Origin of the sequence: Paenibacillus lutimineralis (assembly GCF_003991425.1) — a bacterium.
Classification (GTDB): domain Bacteria; phylum Bacillota; class Bacilli; order Paenibacillales; family Paenibacillaceae; genus Fontibacillus; species Fontibacillus lutimineralis.
This window is the reverse complement of record NZ_CP034346.1, coordinates 5051067-5067356: the sequence shown is the minus strand read 5'-3', so window position 1 is coordinate 5067356 and position 16290 is coordinate 5051067. Positions and strand designations below refer to the sequence as shown.

The 16290-nt window shown below is 47.7% G+C and carries 14 protein-coding genes and 1 pseudogene; all 15 read left to right on the top strand.

What is annotated here, in order from left to right:
* Positions 1-263 precede the first annotated feature (263 nt).
* The 15 genes and pseudogenes from EI981_RS22445 to EI981_RS22380 all read left to right on the top strand — a co-directional run bounded on the left by EI981_RS22445 (position 264) and on the right by EI981_RS22380 (position 16189).
* Complete coding sequence (locus tag EI981_RS22445) at positions 264-1418, top strand: cysteine desulfurase family protein (RefSeq protein WP_127004901.1); 1155 nt, start codon at positions 264-266, stop codon at positions 1416-1418.
* Positions 1419-1505: 87 nt separating this feature from the next.
* Entirely contained in the window at positions 1506-2021 is a 516-nt protein-coding gene (locus EI981_RS22440; RefSeq protein WP_127002061.1) for a PRC-barrel domain-containing protein, read from the top strand.
* A gap of 24 nt (positions 2022-2045) precedes the next feature.
* The gene (locus tag EI981_RS22435) at positions 2046-2252 is read left to right on the top strand and encodes a hypothetical protein (RefSeq protein WP_193556509.1); all 207 of its coding nucleotides are present in this window, start codon (positions 2046-2048) and stop codon (positions 2250-2252) included.
* Between the two features lie 137 nt (positions 2253-2389).
* A complete protein-coding gene (locus EI981_RS22430) occupies positions 2390-3457 on the top strand; it encodes an AI-2E family transporter (RefSeq protein WP_127002056.1) in 1068 nt (355 codons plus the stop codon).
* Between the two features lie 15 nt (positions 3458-3472).
* A pseudogene (locus EI981_RS30295) lies at positions 3473-3565 on the top strand (D-ribose ABC transporter substrate-binding protein); the annotation flags it as partial.
* A 512-nt stretch (positions 3566-4077) separates the two neighbouring features.
* Positions 4078-6702, top strand: coding sequence for an alanine--tRNA ligase (alaS, locus tag EI981_RS22425; RefSeq protein ID WP_127002054.1), 2625 nt, complete (start codon positions 4078-4080; stop codon positions 6700-6702).
* A 300-nt stretch (positions 6703-7002) separates the two neighbouring features.
* A complete protein-coding gene (locus EI981_RS22420; RefSeq protein ID WP_127002052.1) occupies positions 7003-7263 on the top strand; it encodes an IreB family regulatory phosphoprotein in 261 nt (86 codons plus the stop codon).
* Between the two features lie 8 nt (positions 7264-7271).
* The gene (gene ruvX, locus EI981_RS22415) at positions 7272-7688 is read left to right on the top strand and encodes a Holliday junction resolvase RuvX (protein ID WP_127002050.1); all 417 of its coding nucleotides are present in this window, start codon (positions 7272-7274) and stop codon (positions 7686-7688) included.
* An 11-nt stretch (positions 7689-7699) separates the two neighbouring features.
* Positions 7700-8020 carry a DUF1292 domain-containing protein gene (locus EI981_RS22410; RefSeq protein WP_127002048.1) on the top strand — a complete coding sequence of 107 codons (321 nt, stop codon included), beginning with the start codon at positions 7700-7702 and terminating at the stop codon, positions 8018-8020.
* Positions 8013-8315, top strand: coding sequence for a DUF1292 domain-containing protein (locus EI981_RS22405; protein ID WP_127002046.1), 303 nt, complete (start codon positions 8013-8015; stop codon positions 8313-8315). The genes EI981_RS22410 and EI981_RS22405 overlap by 8 nt, the downstream gene beginning before the upstream one ends.
* Before the next feature lie 107 nt (positions 8316-8422).
* A complete protein-coding gene (gene mltG / locus EI981_RS22400; RefSeq protein WP_127002043.1) occupies positions 8423-9475 on the top strand; it encodes an endolytic transglycosylase MltG in 1053 nt (350 codons plus the stop codon).
* Positions 9476-9489: 14 nt separating this feature from the next.
* Complete coding sequence (locus EI981_RS22395) at positions 9490-10425, top strand: peptidase U32 family protein (RefSeq protein ID WP_127002041.1); 936 nt, start codon at positions 9490-9492, stop codon at positions 10423-10425.
* Positions 10426-10499: 74 nt separating this feature from the next.
* Entirely contained in the window at positions 10500-11834 is a 1335-nt protein-coding gene (locus tag EI981_RS22390; protein WP_127002039.1) for a peptidase U32 family protein, read from the top strand.
* A gap of 252 nt (positions 11835-12086) precedes the next feature.
* Positions 12087-14237 (top strand): methyl-accepting chemotaxis protein, encoded by a 2151-nt coding sequence (locus EI981_RS22385; protein WP_127002037.1) that lies wholly within the window; start codon positions 12087-12089, stop codon positions 14235-14237.
* Between the two features lie 194 nt (positions 14238-14431).
* On the top strand, positions 14432-16189 hold the full coding sequence (locus tag EI981_RS22380) for a peptidoglycan D,D-transpeptidase FtsI family protein (protein WP_227011541.1): 1758 nt from the start codon (positions 14432-14434) through the stop codon (positions 16187-16189).
* Positions 16190-16290: the final 101 nt, after the last annotated feature.

Here is a 16290-nt window from a genome sequence, read left to right as displayed (position 1 = left end):
TTGAGCGGATTAAGGCAGTTTTAGAGCGTAATGGATCAGCACGAAAAGAGTCATAATTAGTTTGATCCGCTAGGGAAGTTTTCATGGGGTGGTTTCTCCGTTGGGAAGCCGTCCGTTTGCATTTGTGGAAGGTTGGATTGTCAGATTTGAAGTTCAGTTTGAAGTATCCGATTGAAGTTCTGATTGAGTTTTCAGATTGAAGTATCAGGTGCAGTTAATACTGATTGACATAGATCTATAGGGATAAGGTGATATTCATGAAAATGAACAATATATATTTGGATCATGCGGCGTCTACACCCATCCGCCCCGAAGTGGCTGAAGTGATGATGAAGGTGATGACCGAGCAATACGGGAATGCTTCCAGCGTTCACTCCTTCGGACGGGCAGCCAAGAGACTGATCAGTTCAGCGCGGGATCAGGTGTCCGCTGTGGTAGGCTGCCGACCAGATGAACTGGTCTTCACCGCGGGGGGGACGGAAAGCGATAATCTGGCATTGTTCGGAGTCGCTGCCGCCCGTGCGGAACGGGGCAAGCATATCATCACGACAGGGACTGAGCACCATGCGGTGCTGCATACATGCCAAAGGTTGGAAAAGGATGGGTATGAGGTTACTTATTTACCAGTCGATCGCTATGGTAGAATTCATCCGGAGCAAGTTGCGGAAGCGATCCGTCCTGATACAATTCTCGTCTCGGTCATATACGCGAACAATGAAGTTGGAACGATTCAGCCGATCTCAGAGATCGGACAGATAACGGCTGAGCGTGACATCGCTTTTCATGTTGACGCTGTGCAAGCGCTAGGAGCATTGCCGATCCATCTTAGCGAATTGCCAGTCGACTTGATGAGCTTCTCTTCACATAAAATTAACGGCCCACAAGGCGTAGGTGCATTGTACGTAGGTAAGAATATCAAGCTGGAGCCGCTGCAGTATGGCGGCCTGCAAGAGCGGACACGCCGGGCTGGCACCGAAAATATGGCCGGAATTGCTGGCTTCGCCAAAGCGGCAGAATTGGCCAAACTTGAACTCCACGAACGGACAAGCCGTGATGAAGAGCTGCGCGGGTCGCTGCTTACAGAGCTTGAAGAACTGGTCGGCAGCAGCCACTATCATATTAATGGACATCCTGAGCATCATCTGGCTCACATCCTGAACATTAGCTTCCCGGAATGCGGTACAGAGACGATGCTCATGAATCTGGATATGGAGGGAATTGCTATTTCGAGCGGTTCGGCATGTACTTCAGGATCATTAGAGCCTTCGCATGTGCTTGAAGCGATGCATCTTCCGCCAAATCTTTTACAATCCGCGGTTCGATTTAGCTTCGGATTGGGTAATACTATAGAAGAAATTAAAATTACTGCAAAAAAAATTGCAACCATTCTCGATCGTATACGTAGTAGAAAATATTAGTCGTTTTCTATCCAATCTGAGGGAGGAGGATTAAGTTTTTTATTGCGGTACGTTCAGGGATACCCTGCTTTAGGAGGACCGCATACTATGAGGCTGCAGCAATTAATAGGACTTGCTGTATTTGATATAGAGAACGGCAAAAGGGTCGGGAAGGTCTCTGATATCCTGCTAGATCAGGATTGGGCCATCTCGGGGATTCAATTAGAGGGGAAGATGTTCTTCTCTCCGCATCTTAGAGCGGTCCCTTGGAATGATATCGTCGCGTACGGCGAAGATGCCGTGATGATTCGTAATCAACAGGCTATCCAAGTATGGAATGCCGAGAATATACAGCTTACCTTCTTATCAGGTAGCGGCAGAATTAAGGAACTGCCCATTCTTACAGCGGACGGTTCGATGATAGGTTATGTTAGCGATGTTTATTTTGACCAGGAAATGGGTAATACAATTACAGGTATTGAAATCAGTGACGGCTTCTTGTCCGATCTGATTGAGGGGCGCAAGAAGCTTCCTTATATTTCGGAAATGACGAAGGGGGAGCATGCCATTATGGTCCCTGCAAATAGTGAGCAAAGACTTCTGGAGAACGATGAATTCAGTTAACGTATAGGATAGGTGATGTGTATGATGAAATGTCCAAATTGCAGTTCCAAGGATATTGGCAAGATCGGTTCGCACCAATATTATTGCTGGGGCTGCTTTATAGAATTGACTGTGAACGGAGATAAGATGTCGGTCTATCAAGTAGAAGAAGATGGAACCCTCAGCTCTCTAGATGATTTGTTCTTTGGTGATGAATCCATGCAGGATTTCTCGCAAATACATCTCTCTTAATGAAAACAACAGTCTGATTGCAACGAAGCTCTTCTCCCATTTCGGGAGAAGGGCTTTTTGCATGTCGGCGGTTATTTTTCCTGGCCTTCGCATATACTTTCCATAGCTGGTCCATATGCAGGGAGGAATGAGAGACAATGGAGCCGTTCCTAAAAAGCAAGCTATTCCGTTATGGAGTCTGGCTGCTGCTGGGGCTCATTATTTTATATTTTATTTGGCAACTTCGTCCGATGTTTGCTGTCATTTACGGATTCCTGAAAGCGATCTTTGCCCCGTTCGTGATCGCTATGATAATCTCCTATGTACTTAATCCAATTGTAAAAATGCTTGGCGGGCGTAAGGTACCAAGGACGATGGCGGTACTGCTCATTTATGCAGTGTTTCTAACGAGCCTATCGGTCATTCTAATGAATGTCATCCCAATGTTCGTAGAACAGCTTGAAGAATTGGGCGAACATTTGCCGCAGCTTACCATGCATACGCAGCAATTTATGAACCGCTTTGATAACAGCATCCTTCCGGGAAGCATTCGCATGGGAATGAACAACTGGTTCTTCCAGGTCGAACAACGAATGGCCACGTCAATCTCTGATTTTCTTAACAATATTGGCACGACCTTAAACATTGTCTTCAACGTGTTCATTATCCCTTTCCTCATCTTCTATATCCTCAAAGACTTTGATACATTCGAGCGTATGATTCTGCAGTATCTTCCCCGAACGCATCGCAAATCGATCGTCTCGTTACTGAAGGAGATTGACGAAGCGTTGGGGAACTATATACGCGGACAACTGCTCGTCTGCGTCATTATCGGTGTGCTGGCTTATATTGGCTATATGATTATCGGCATGCCATTCGCTCTCTTACTGGCAGGTGTCGTTGCTGTATGCAACATCATTCCGTATCTAGGCCCTTTTCTTGGGGCTGCTCCAGCCATGCTGATGGCACTGACGATTTCCTGGAAAATGGCGCTGTTCGTCCTGCTCGTTAATATGCTGTGCCAGACAATCGAGAGCAATATTATCTCGCCGCAGGTGGTGGGACGAACGTTACATTTGCACCCGATGTTGATCATTTTCGCTCTGCTGGTCGGTGGTGAGATCGCAGGCGTTCCCGGGCTTATTGTTGCGGTTCCCATGTTCGCGGTTGGCAAGGTGATTCTACAACATTTCTATACTTACTATGTACGTCGGAAGACGGTATAGAGTGATATACAGCTCGACCGGGCCAAAGGACTTAGCGTGATGGAGAATATCCTGCAAAGCAACGGCGATGTACAAACGGTATTTGCGCATAACGATGTGATCCCCTTGGTGCATTGACACTGTGCATATTGCCCTATATACTAAAAATGTTATGTTCGAAAAATATGTCTTGAAGCTATTGGGGGAAGCCCCAGTTATAGCAGAAAAGCGATGATGAGATGAAGTACATTCGTAAACGGATTTTTGCAGAGAAGGGTTTCTTCATATCCGATTGTCTGTATAGACATAGCAAGGTATGATGGCTGAGAGAACCCGAAATACGGGCGGATGGAAAGCTGATTTCTGAGTGTGAGTTCAAAATCACCGGCAGGTCCCCGTTATCGGACTGACAAGGCGATCGCTAGAATCCGGATGACGGAAGATGACTTTGGAGAATGTTCCATAGGATACTTCAGCCGGCACTGTTCCAGCGATAACCAGGGTGGTACCGCGATTAAATCGTCCCTGAATTTCAGAGGACGTTTTTTTGTTTTTCAGATTGTCACAAATTTTCACAAATGTTTACAATTCGATGTAGCAAACAAGCTTAACCAAACGTTAATAATTAGGGGGAGTATTCAATGAAAGCAAGTGAAATTCGCTCCAAATGGCTGGAGTTCTTTGCCAGCAAAGGGCATAAAATTGAACCGAGCGCTTCGCTCGTACCGCATAACGATCCATCCCTGCTTTGGATCAATGCCGGTATGGCACCGCTCAAGCCTTATTTTGATGGCCGGGTGAAGCCGGAGAATCCGCGCCTGGCGAATTCGCAGAAATGTATCCGTACCAATGATATTGAGAATGTGGGTAAGACGCGTCGGCACCATACTTTCTTCGAGATGCTGGGCAACTTCTCCATTGGAGATTATTTCAAGGAGGAAGCGATCACTTGGGCCTGGGAATTCCTGACCGGCAAAGAGTGGATTGGCTTCGATCCGGAGCGCCTGTCTGTAACTGTATATCCTGAAGATGAAGAAGCTTTCAAGCTTTGGAATGAGAAGGTAGGCCTGCCGGCTGAACGGATTATCAAACTGGAGGACAACTTCTGGGATATCGGTGAAGGTCCATGCGGGCCTTGTACAGAAATTTTCTATGATCGCGGCGAAGCGTATGGAGATGCTACTGATCCGGAAATGTACCCGGGGGGAGAGAACGAACGCTATCTCGAAGTATGGAACCTCGTATTCTCGCAATTCAATCACAATAAGGACGGCAGCTATACACCGCTCCCTAACAAGAACATTGATACCGGGGCAGGCCTGGAGCGCTTTGCTTCAATTCTGCAAGATGTGAACTCCAACTTCGATACCGATATTTTCCAGCCGCTGATTCAGAAGACGGCCAAGCTGGCTAATGTGAAGTATGGGGAGAAAGAAGACCTGGATGTAGCGTTCAAAGTCATCGCTGACCATATTCGTACGGTTGCGTTCGCTGTGTCCGATGGCGTGCTTCCTTCTAATGAAGGCCGCGGGTATGTCATCCGCCGTTTGCTGCGCCGTGCGGTTCGCTATGGGAAGATGCTCGGCCTGGACAAGCCGTTCATGTACACACTAGTGGAAACTGTTGGTGAAGTAATGGGCAGCTACTATCCAGATGTCGTAGAGAAACGTGAATTTATCGAGAAGGTCGTTCATAACGAAGAGGAACGCTTCCATGAGACGCTGACGGAAGGCTTGTCTATTCTGGCAGAGATGAGTGCAGAGGCCAAGTCAACAGGTCATACGGTGATTAGTGGGGCCAATGCCTTTAAGCTCTACGATACTTATGGATTCCCGCTTGATTTGACGGAAGACTTTGCGCTTGAGCATGGTCTGAATGTAGACCGTGAGGGCTTCGAAGCGGCGATGGAGGAACAGCGTACGCGTGCGCGTTCAGCTCGTCATGATGGAGCTAGCATGAAAATTCAGGGCGGAGTCCTCTCTGATTTAACGACTAAATCAGAGTTCGTTGGATATAATGAGCTTAATGTTACTACTAAAATTGTGGCGATCGTCTCTGAGGGTGCATTTGTTGATGTGCTGTCCGCAGGGCAGACAGGCCAAATCATTCTGGAGAAGACGCCTTTCTACGCGGAGAGCGGTGGACAGGTCAGCGACCAGGGGATCATCTCCGATGCTTCCTCGCGTGCTGAGGTTACCGGATTATTCAAGGCTCCGCGTGGTCAGCATGTGCATCAAGTGACCGTACTGTCCGGCGAGCTGCGTTCCGGTACGGAAGTGAAGGCGGAAGTAAGTGGCGAGATGCGGCGCGACATCGTGAAGAACCATACGGCTACGCACTTGCTGCACAAAGCGTTGAAAGAGACGCTTGGCGAACATGTTAATCAAGCAGGTTCTTTGGTAGAGCCGCAGCGTTTGCGCTTCGACTTCTCTCACCTGGGCAGCATCTCTGCGGAGGAGCTTGCGGTAATAGAACGCCGTGTGAATGAGCAGATCTGGAATGCACTCGATATCATCACCCGGCAAATGCCAATTGATGAAGCGAAGGCATTAGGAGCCATGGCCCTGTTCGGCGAGAAATATGGCGATGTCGTCCGTGTCGTTAAAGCAGGGGACTACAGCCTCGAGTTGTGCGGAGGGTGTCATGTGAACAATACGGCGGAGATTGGCCTGTTCAAGCTGATCAGTGAGAGTGGAATCGGCTCGGGTGTACGACGGATCGAGGCAGTAACTGGTCGCGGAGCTTATCAGTTCATGGAAGAGCAGCTTGATCTTCTGAAGCAGGCTGGCGGTTTACTCAAAGCAAACATCGCCGATGTTCCGAAGCGGGTTGAGGCACTGCAGCATCAATTAAAAGAGCTGGAGCGTGAGAATGAATCGTTACAAGGCAAGCTGAGCTCAATCGAAGCCGGATCACTGACCAGCCAGGTCGTGACCATTGGCGAGACGAAGCTACTGGCCGCTCGCGTCGATGCAGGAAGCATGGATGCGCTGCGCACCTTGGCGGATGAGCTGAAGGGCAAACTGCCTGATGCTGTTCTAGTTCTTGGAGCGCCTGCACAAGATAAAGTGAATTTTGTTGTCGTAGTTCCGGAGTCGGAAGTGAAGCGTGGGCTGCACGCTGGCAAATTGGTCAAGGAAGTCGCTGCGGTATGTGGTGGTGGCGGTGGCGGCCGCCCGGATATGGCCCAAGCTGGCGGCAAGGATGCTTCCAAACTGGAGGAAGCCCTGAAGGTAGCAGAAGAATGGATCGCTTCCCAGGTGTAAAAAAGGTCGGTTTTCAGCACCGAGAAGGTTGGATGAAGCTAGGGACTGAGGAGCGGAGCGTACGTAGTGGGTACGTGAGCACCGGAGGTCCCGGGTGAATTCAAGATTCGATGCCGAATAAGCCTTTAGTATTACATCGTGATCAAAAGTGGACTTTTTGAAACAACCTCTTAAAGTCCTGAGATCATGGAAGCTTTTATTCAGTGAATGTTTCCTTATGGAGCCCGTGATATGATATAGTAAGGTTAGATCAAGACGATTTAAGCAGATGGTGGATGTCTGAGGAAGCGAGGTGTCGTCATGGACTCCATGGATAAAACCGTCAAGTTCAATGTAACAGGAGATGAGCAGCAAGCGTCGGCAGAAGGTATCCTTCTTACGGTGTATGATGCGCTTCAGGAGAAGGATTATAATCCGATTAACCAGATTGTCGGGTATTTGCTGTCGGGTGATCCGGCGTATATACCACGGCATAACAACGCAAGAAGCTTGGTTCGCAAGAAGGAGCGCGACGAGCTGATTGAGGAACTGGTGAGATACTATCTGGCTGGTCATCGTTAGGAGAAGTTATGAAAATTCTAGGTCTTGATTATGGGGATGCACGAATCGGAGTCGCGATTAGCGATGAGCTCGGATGGACGGCCCAAGGACTTGAAGTCATTGAACGCCGCAAAGAAGGGGCGGAGCTGAAGCGGATTGCTGAGCTGGTTAGCCAGCATGAAGTGGAAGAGGTCGTGGTCGGGCTTCCGAAGAATATGAATGGTACGATTGGTCCCCGTGGTGAAATATGCAAGGCCTTTGCGGAGCAATTGCATGAAATGCTGCAGGTGCCTGTGCACTTGTGGGATGAGCGTCTGACTACGGTCTCAGCACATCGAACGCTGATCGAGGCAGATGTGAGCAGGAAGAAACGCAAAGGGGTCGTGGACAAAATGGCCGCGAGCTTGATTTTGCAAAATTATTTGGACTCTAAGAGTAAAAAGTGAGGGTGATCGCTATGTCTAAAGATCGTATTGGCTATGAAGAAGAACCGGAGATTATTTATATTCCCAACGAAGAGGGGAATGAAGAAGAATTCGAAGTAATTATGAAGTTCGAAGTTGACGGTTCCGACGCCAAATATATGATGGTCGTTCCTTTGGATTCCGAGGATCATGATGATGATGAAGAGAGCGAAGAAGTATATGCCTTCCGCTACGAGGAAGACGGCGATGACCTTAAACTGTACACAATCGAGAGCGATGAAGAATGGGAGATCGTTGAAGAGACATTCAATACCCTGGTTGATGAATTCGACGGGGAGGACAACGATGACTGATTTTTCAGCGGAGAAGGTAGTGTGGACGTCACGGGTTCGTGACGCTTACGGTACCATTGTCGAGCTTCAAGATGAACAAGGCAAGGCTTCCTATTATACTGTCGAGAATGAATTTGACGTAGCGGGAGCATCTTACGCCGCTTTGCGCCCTGAACAAGACTCTTCCGTAGAAGAGCCCGAATTGTTCAAGATTGTCCAGTCCTCGGATGGGGAGTTAGAACTTGTTACCATCGAAGATGATGACGAATGGGAGAATATATCTGAGCTATACGGTGAACTTACGTTCCCTGAATGAGTTCTGCAGGGCATCTCTTGAGTACGATCGATTGTGTTATCTGATGAGCTAATATAAATCGGCATAAGGGCGGGAATCCCGCTCTTTTTGCTGTAAAGGAGTGGGCTATGAAGACAGCGTTGAAATGGTTCCTCGCATTTATTCTGATTATTATTATTGCAGCGGGAGCGGGCGGTGCCTATATTTATTACGGCATGCAGCCAGTGAAAGCCTCGGAAGAAGTGGTGAGGGTTACGATTGAACCAGGAATGCGGACGAGCAGCATAGCTGATACCCTGGAGCAGCAAGGACTTATCAAGAATGCGTTCTTGTTCAAATCGTATTTAAAGTTGAAATCCGAGGGTAGCCGTTTTCAGGCGGGTACTTATGATATAAATCCCGGAGCCGATTATGATGAGATTATCGTCAAGCTGAACAGCGGAGATATTGTCAAAGCTGAGATGATCCGCTTCACCATACCAGAGGGTTATACCGTCAAGCAGATGGCGGAGATCTTATCCGAGCAAGGATTCGTTAATGAGGATACTTTCCTGAAATTGGCCAAGTCTCCTACAGGCATTGACAGTCAACTGTTAGCTGATATTCCAGATCGTGCGGAGATGAAATTTAGACTGGAAGGTTATTTATTCCCAGAAACTTATGAATTGAAGAAGGGCAGCAGCGAGCAGGAGATTATCAATCGGATGTTCACGGAAACAGATCAGCGTCTGCACAAAATTGCTGATTTTGAGCAAAAGCTAAAGAAGAGCGGACTCAGTCTGAATGAAATAATGACAGTTGCATCTCTTGTGGAGCGTGAGGTCGTTGTCGATTCGGAACGCAGCTTGGTAGCTGGCGTCATCTATAATCGGCTTGCTAAAAACATGAAGTTAGAGATTGATGCCACCGTCCAATATCTATTAGACAAACCTAAAGAGCGCCTAATGAATTCGGACCTGAGAAAAGTGGACAGCCCATATAATACTTATTTGTATGAGGGACTGCCGCCAGGGCCGATCGCTGCGCCAAGTCTGAAATCTATTGAGGCCGCACTCGCGCCGGAAGCTTCGGAGTATTTGTTCTATGTGACGAAGAAGGATGGCAGCGGTGAGCATCTATTTGCCAAGACGTATAAAGAGCATTTGAATAATATTGAGAAGAGCAAGGCAACAGCTAAATAACCGAGGTGTATAGAATGGGTAACAAACCGGAACTGCTTGTTCCCGCAGGTTCTATTGCAGAGCTGCAGGCGTATCTTGATTGTGGAGCGGATGCCTTCCTCATTGGCGAGGATATATTTGGCATGCGTCTTCCAGGTAATTTTACCCCAGCCGAAATTGCTGAAGCTGTCAAGATTGCCCATGAACGCGGGGCTAAAATATATGTATGTATCAATATTCTGATGAGTAATGAGCTACTCAAGGACCTACCGGATTATGTAAAACAGCTTGAGGCTGCTGGGGTGGATGCCGTTCAATTTGGCGATCCGTCCGTATTACAGACAGTTAGGGAGTTAGCTCCACAATTGAAGCTGCATTGGAACGGGGAAATGACTTCAACCAATTACATGACAGCGAACTATTGGGGAAGCAAAGGGGCATGCCGCGTTGTGTTGGCACGTGAACTGAATATGGACGAGATAACGGAAATGCAGCCGCATTTACAGATCGAGTCCGAGGTTCAGGTACATGGCATGACGAATATTTACCATTCCAAGCGCAGTCTGGTTCGCAGCTACATGGCGCATCAGGGCCGAGTGATTGCGGAGAATGAATCCGTAAGTAAGGAGCGCGGATTATTCTTGATCGAGGCGGAGCGCCAAGATGAGAAATTCCCGATCTATGAGGATCGCAATGGAACTCATATTATGAGCTCAGATGATATTTGCATTTTGGAAGATCTTCATATGCTGTTAGGTGCTGGAGTGGACAGCTTGAAGATCGAAACGATCTTTAAACCAGTAAGCTATAATGAGACAGTTATCCGTGTCTATCGTCAAGCGATTGACACTTATTTTGCCGATCCAGAAGCTTATGAATTCGATGAAGCATGGATGGAGACGATCCGTGAGGTTCAGGACCCTGAGCGCGAGTTGTCGTTTGGGTTTTTCTATAAAGAACAAGTATATTAATTTAAGAGTGCTGAAAACTGGACTTTTTGAACATGTATTTTTATGATTATAATTTTCTAGAGGTGAACGAATAAATGCAAACTGCGGAGAAACATATACGTAAATATACCGGCAAGCGAAACCGTTTGGAGAAGCCAGAGCTGCTGGCTCCGGCAGGGAACCTCGAGAAATTGAAATTCGCAGTCCATTATGGAGCAGATGCGGTTTACATCGGGGGACAAAAATACGGGCTTCGCTCAGGGGCCGACAATTTCAGTCTAGAGGAAATGCGCGAGGGCGTTGAGTTTGCCAAGAAATATGGAGCCAAAGTATTCGTGGCTACAAATATATATGCTCACAACGAGGATTTGGCTGGGATAGAGGATTATCTGCGTGGCCTGCATTCCGTAGGGATTGCGGCTATAATCACCGCCGACCCAATTATTGTTGATACGGCTCGTCGCCTTGTACCAGAGCTGGAGGTGCATCTTAGCACCCAGCAATCGACTGTGAATTGGCAGGCCGTGAAGTTCTGGAAGGAAGAAGGACTGCCGCGTGTTGTCCTGGGGCGGGAGACAAGCCTGGAGGAGATCGAGGAGATCAAGCAGCATGTAGATGTCGAGATCGAAGCTTTTATTCACGGAGCGATGTGTTCCTCTTATTCCGGACGCTGTGTGCTGTCCAATCATTTCACAGACCGCGACTCCAACCGGGGTGGGTGCTGTCAATCTTGCCGCTGGAAATACGATCTGTTCGAAGATGCCAGACCGGTCGAAACTTGGATCTCCGAAGAAGAGGCAAGGGACAGTTCTGTATTGCGCAATTTCCAGCTTGGTGTAAATCAATTGCCGTTATTCGATGAAGGTGACAATGCCTTTACAATGGGATCCAAGGATTTGTGCATGATTGAGCATATTCCTGATTTGATTGATTCCGGCGTAGACAGCTTTAAGATTGAGGGTCGTATGAAATCGATCCACTATGTGGCTACGGTTGTTAACGTTTATCGTCAGGCGATCGATTCTTACATGGCTGATCCAGATAATTACGTTCTTAAGCAGGAATGGCTAGAGGAAATTCAGAAGGCGGCCAACCGCCCGGTGAATACTGGATTTTTCTACGACATTCCGGATCATGAAGATCATATTTATGAACCTGAGGAGAAGGCGATGCCTTTTGATTTTGCAGGTCTTGTCATGGACTATGATCACGCCACGGGAATCGCTGTAATTCAGCAACGTAATCATTTTAAGCCGGGTCACGAAATTGAATTCTTCGGTCCGAATGGAACCTTCTTCAAGCAAACAGTAGGCAAGATTTGGGACGAAGAGGGCAATGAGCTCGATGCTGCTCGTCATCCGCTGCAAAGAATCAAGATGAAGGTGGACCATCCTGTATCTTATTTTGACATGATGCGTAAGAAGAAATAGACAATTTATGGCTTGTATTCAATTGAAATTAGGGCTTTTCGATCATAGGACGAAAGGCCCTTTTTTGTGTTGTATGATAAAAATCAACAAATTCCACTAAAAAATACCCCCTTGTTCTACCGATACATATAGGAGTATGACATCGTTTGTCGAATAGACTAAGTATGAGGCGATGTTGCCAGTTAGTAATAGAGGCATGACCTCTAGCCTAGTTTCACGGCATACAACTATTATGAGCGGTGGGTGATTGACATGGGTCTGGTTCCGAAGAAGGAGGGCCAAGCAGCTGACAGCAAGAACAAGCAGAAGAAACAAACTAAATCAAGTGGGGAAAAGAAGCTTATTTCAAGTTGGAAAGGCAAAATTTCGGATCGTCTTCCAACACAAATAAATCCTTCTAAATCTGTAGGCGTTCGTCTGTTTCTGATTTTCTTCGTGGCGATCATGTTCTTCGTATTAGCTATCGGAATATTGTCCTATCAAATGGCAAAGTCGACGATTCAGAATAATGCGGAAAATGCCAACTTGCAAACGATAGTACAAACATCGCAGAAGCTGGACATTATTCTACAAAAGTACGAAGAGAATCTTCAACAGACATTCCTAGACAATGAGATGCAGAAGGCGATTATGAATGCTTCCCTTTCCGGTGTGTCTGAGTACGACCGTTTTACAACCATTAACGATATTAGGAACCGGTTGAATTCTCTGGTCTATTCAAGCAAGGGTGTGGAAGCGGTCTATATGTTGAGTGTGGATGGCAGCGTGGATGATATTTCAACTGGCAGCTCCACTCAGACATTCTTCGAAGCAGCACGTAAGGAACCTTGGTATGAAGAAATGTCCAAGACGGTAGGCACACGTTGGATGAAAGTGCCTGAGAAGAGCAATGGAAAATCTACAGTACGATTGATTCGTTCATTATCGAGCGTCACTACTTCTAAGCGGTTCGTTCTCGTACAAGACCTGAATGTTGAAGTGCTGGAGAACTACTTGAAGGAAATTAATTTGGGGGACAACTCGAAGCTGCAAATCGTCGGAACAGATAATGTGGTTATCGGTTCGTCGGTTGAAGCAGAATCAGGTGAACCTACAGAGTATGATTTGTCCAAAGCGGTAGACAAGAATGGAGGCATTCGCATCAAGGATGCGGAGGGCAATTCCGTACTGGCTGTCTATAACAATTTTACAGCTGCCGACTGGAAGCTGATTGGTACAGTGAGCACTGCCGAACTAGTGAAGGATGCAAAAGGAATTTTGTTAACAACATACATATCGGCTGCTGTCGTCGCCTTGATCACCACCTTGATTGCCATGTGGATGGTTAGAATGATTGCTCATCCATTGGCACAGTTGAAGAACTTGATGGAAGAAGGCTCCAGAGGCAACCTGAATGTACGCTTAAAGGCGAAGTCTCAGGATGAGATCGGTCAATTGACTAACAGCTTCAATGTGATGATGGAGCAGATTACCGAGCTCGTGAAGCAGACGAACCATTCCGCGAAGGATGTTCTGGACACAGCAACTGAATTGACTCAGGCTTCTAACAAGACAGCCATCTCTGCCAAAGAGATTGCTATTGCGACAGAGGAGATCGCTAACGGAGCTACCAGTCTGGCTAATGAAGCTGAGCGAGGTAATGAGCTTACAGAGAACATCTCCAGACAGATGGAACAGGTTGTACAGGCGAACAAGCAGATGGAGACCGCTGCTCATCAGGTAGAGAAGTCAAGTCAGCAAGGTACCGAGTATCTGAACGGGCTTCTGGCACAGACGAACTCCACTGTAGATATTGTCAATTCTCTGACAGAGAAGGTAGACGCTCTGAAATCGAGTACATCTTCTGTTTTGAAGGTGCTGGAAGTTATGCAGAATATTACACAGCAGACGAATATCCTGTCCCTGAATGCGACGATTGAAGCGGCTCGGGCCGGTGCAGCAGGACGTGGCTTCATGGTCGTAGCCGATGAGATCCGTCAGCTGGCAGATCAATCCCGTCAATCGATTACGATGGTTGGGGAGATCACAGACAATATCCAGCAGGAAATGAATGAGACGGTACGAGCCTTGTCGGATGCAAATCCGTTGTTCCAACAGCAGATTACTTCTGTGAAAGAGACAAGTCAGATCTTTGTATCTGTACAAGGGCAAATGGAAGGCTTTGTGAAGCAAATTGAGATGGTTACGACTTCGATTGATGATCTGAATGAATCGCAGAATGTTCTGTCTGAAGCGATGAGTAACGTCAGCGCCGTTGCTCAGCAATCTTCGGCTACATCTGAAGAGGTTGCATCGCTCAGCAGCGAGCAGCAGACGGTAAGCGATCAGCTTGTGCAGCTCTCCGGCAAGCTGGAGAATGTCTCGAACGGCTTGAAGGAATCGCTGTCCAAATTTACAGTTTAATCAGCGTATATAGGAACTGTCCCAGGAGTAGGATCATACTTTTGGGGCATTTTTTTGCTTTAATCATGTGGGTCCCCCTTATTCCTTCTATCTATGTGTTAACATCTCTCTCCAGGGAAATAATGAAGCAGTAAGGAAAAAGGGGGATGTCCATGTCATTAGCACGGAAAAGACGCATATTTTATATTCTAATAGTGTTTAGTATTTTTTTTGCTGTATATACGCTAAGGATTGCCTGGATTCAGACTCATGCTGCGTTCGCCGCAGTGACATCTTCAGGGAAAACGATCAATGAATTGGCCGTACGTCAACGGGAACAAGGGATCGAGCTTGATCCTGGAAGAGGAAATTTCTTCGATCGATACGGCCGGCAACTGACTGGGATTACAACCTGGTCGCCAGTTCTATTTCCTGTGAAGAAACTACCTGCTCAGGAGGACCTGGCACGCATCGCCACTTCTCTAGGGATATCTGAGAGCGAGCTAAGGAGCAAATGGGCGAATCTTGAGGTGCCTTATATTTGGTCAGGTTCAGATAGCAGTCATGGGATCCTAAATCATTCATCCGTGGTCAAGGAGCAATCACTTGTTCAATTGGAAGGAATAGAGGTGCTTCCTCATGTCGTACGCTACCAATCCGGTCAGAATGGGCAGCAGTGGCTCGGTTATGTGGCCCAGCGGCCGGATGTGATCCAGCAGATTCGTGGTAGCGGGAAGCAGAGTGAACACCTGCCTTTAACAATGCAAGTAGGGGCGGCGGGGTTAGAGAAGACATTCGACAGATTCCTGCGCGGCGCTGGAAGTACAAGGGCTTATTATGCGGTAGATGGGAAGCGACAGCCATTCCCGGATGTAGGTACCCGGGTCAAGGGCCCAGAGGAACGCTTCCATCCGTTGCAGATCAGAACGACGATTGATATCGTCCTGCAGCAGAAATTAGAAGCGCTTACGGAACAGATGAATGTGAAGGAGGGCGCTTTAGTCGTTCTTGATACGGAGAACGGCGATGTAGCAGCTATGGTCTCAAGACCGTTCTTCGATCCCAATCATATTGATTTGGCCGGAGGCAGCTGGAGCAACCGCGCTCTGAAGGCTGTTCCGCCCGGTTCCATTTTCAAGACGGTCATCGCTGCGGCTGCGTTGGAGAGTGGGGTAACTAAGCCAGGTGAAGTGTTCCATTGCCCGGGGCAATATGGAAAGTACGGATTAGCCTGTTGGAAGAAAGGCGGACATGGCGATATTACGTTGGAACAGGGCTACGCCCATTCTTGCAATATCGTGTTTGCCACATTGGGAGAACGCTTGTCGCCTGGCAGCATTGAGCTTGCTGCGGCCAAGCTCGGCCTTGGTCACAAGGTTGGCTGGCATGAGGAGAAATTTATGGGCGGTGATGATCTTTGGCAATTCGACCATGAGGAAGCAGGGGCAGTTTTTCACGGTAACTCCCTGGTTGATGGTGGGGTTCTGGCCCAGACGGCTATCGGGCAGCGCGATGTTCTGGTTACTCCACTGCAGGCAGCAAATATGGTCGTGACACTGCTCCATCAAGGGCGGGTTACATCACCACGTTTGGTCAGCGAGGTCCACTTCCGGGATGGTTCTTTGCTCACGAATATGCTAGAGCACCAAGCGGTTACAAAGGCTGGTCAAGTATCGCCTCGCACGGCTGCTCTGCTACTATCCTGGATGAATGAAGTTGTCGAATCGGGAACGGGGAGATCGCTTAGACAAGCCGATTGGCATTTGGCTGGCAAGTCCGGTACAGCACAGGTTGTAAAAGCAGGTAAAAACTACAATCACCAATGGTTCATTGGATATGGTCCCGTGGAGAAGCCTAAATATGCGGTAAGCGTACTTGTGCAGAACAAGCCGGAAGGATCGGAGCATCAAGCGACTGCTTTGTTCAGACGTACGATGGATCTTCTTGCCGCCTACAGGCCGGAGCAGATCTGATTCATTTTCAAATTTCAAAAAATGCGCCTCATTGTGCTCAGTATGTGCTAAAATAGTTAGGATGCTATTCAATATGTACGAGTGAACTACCTCTATATGTG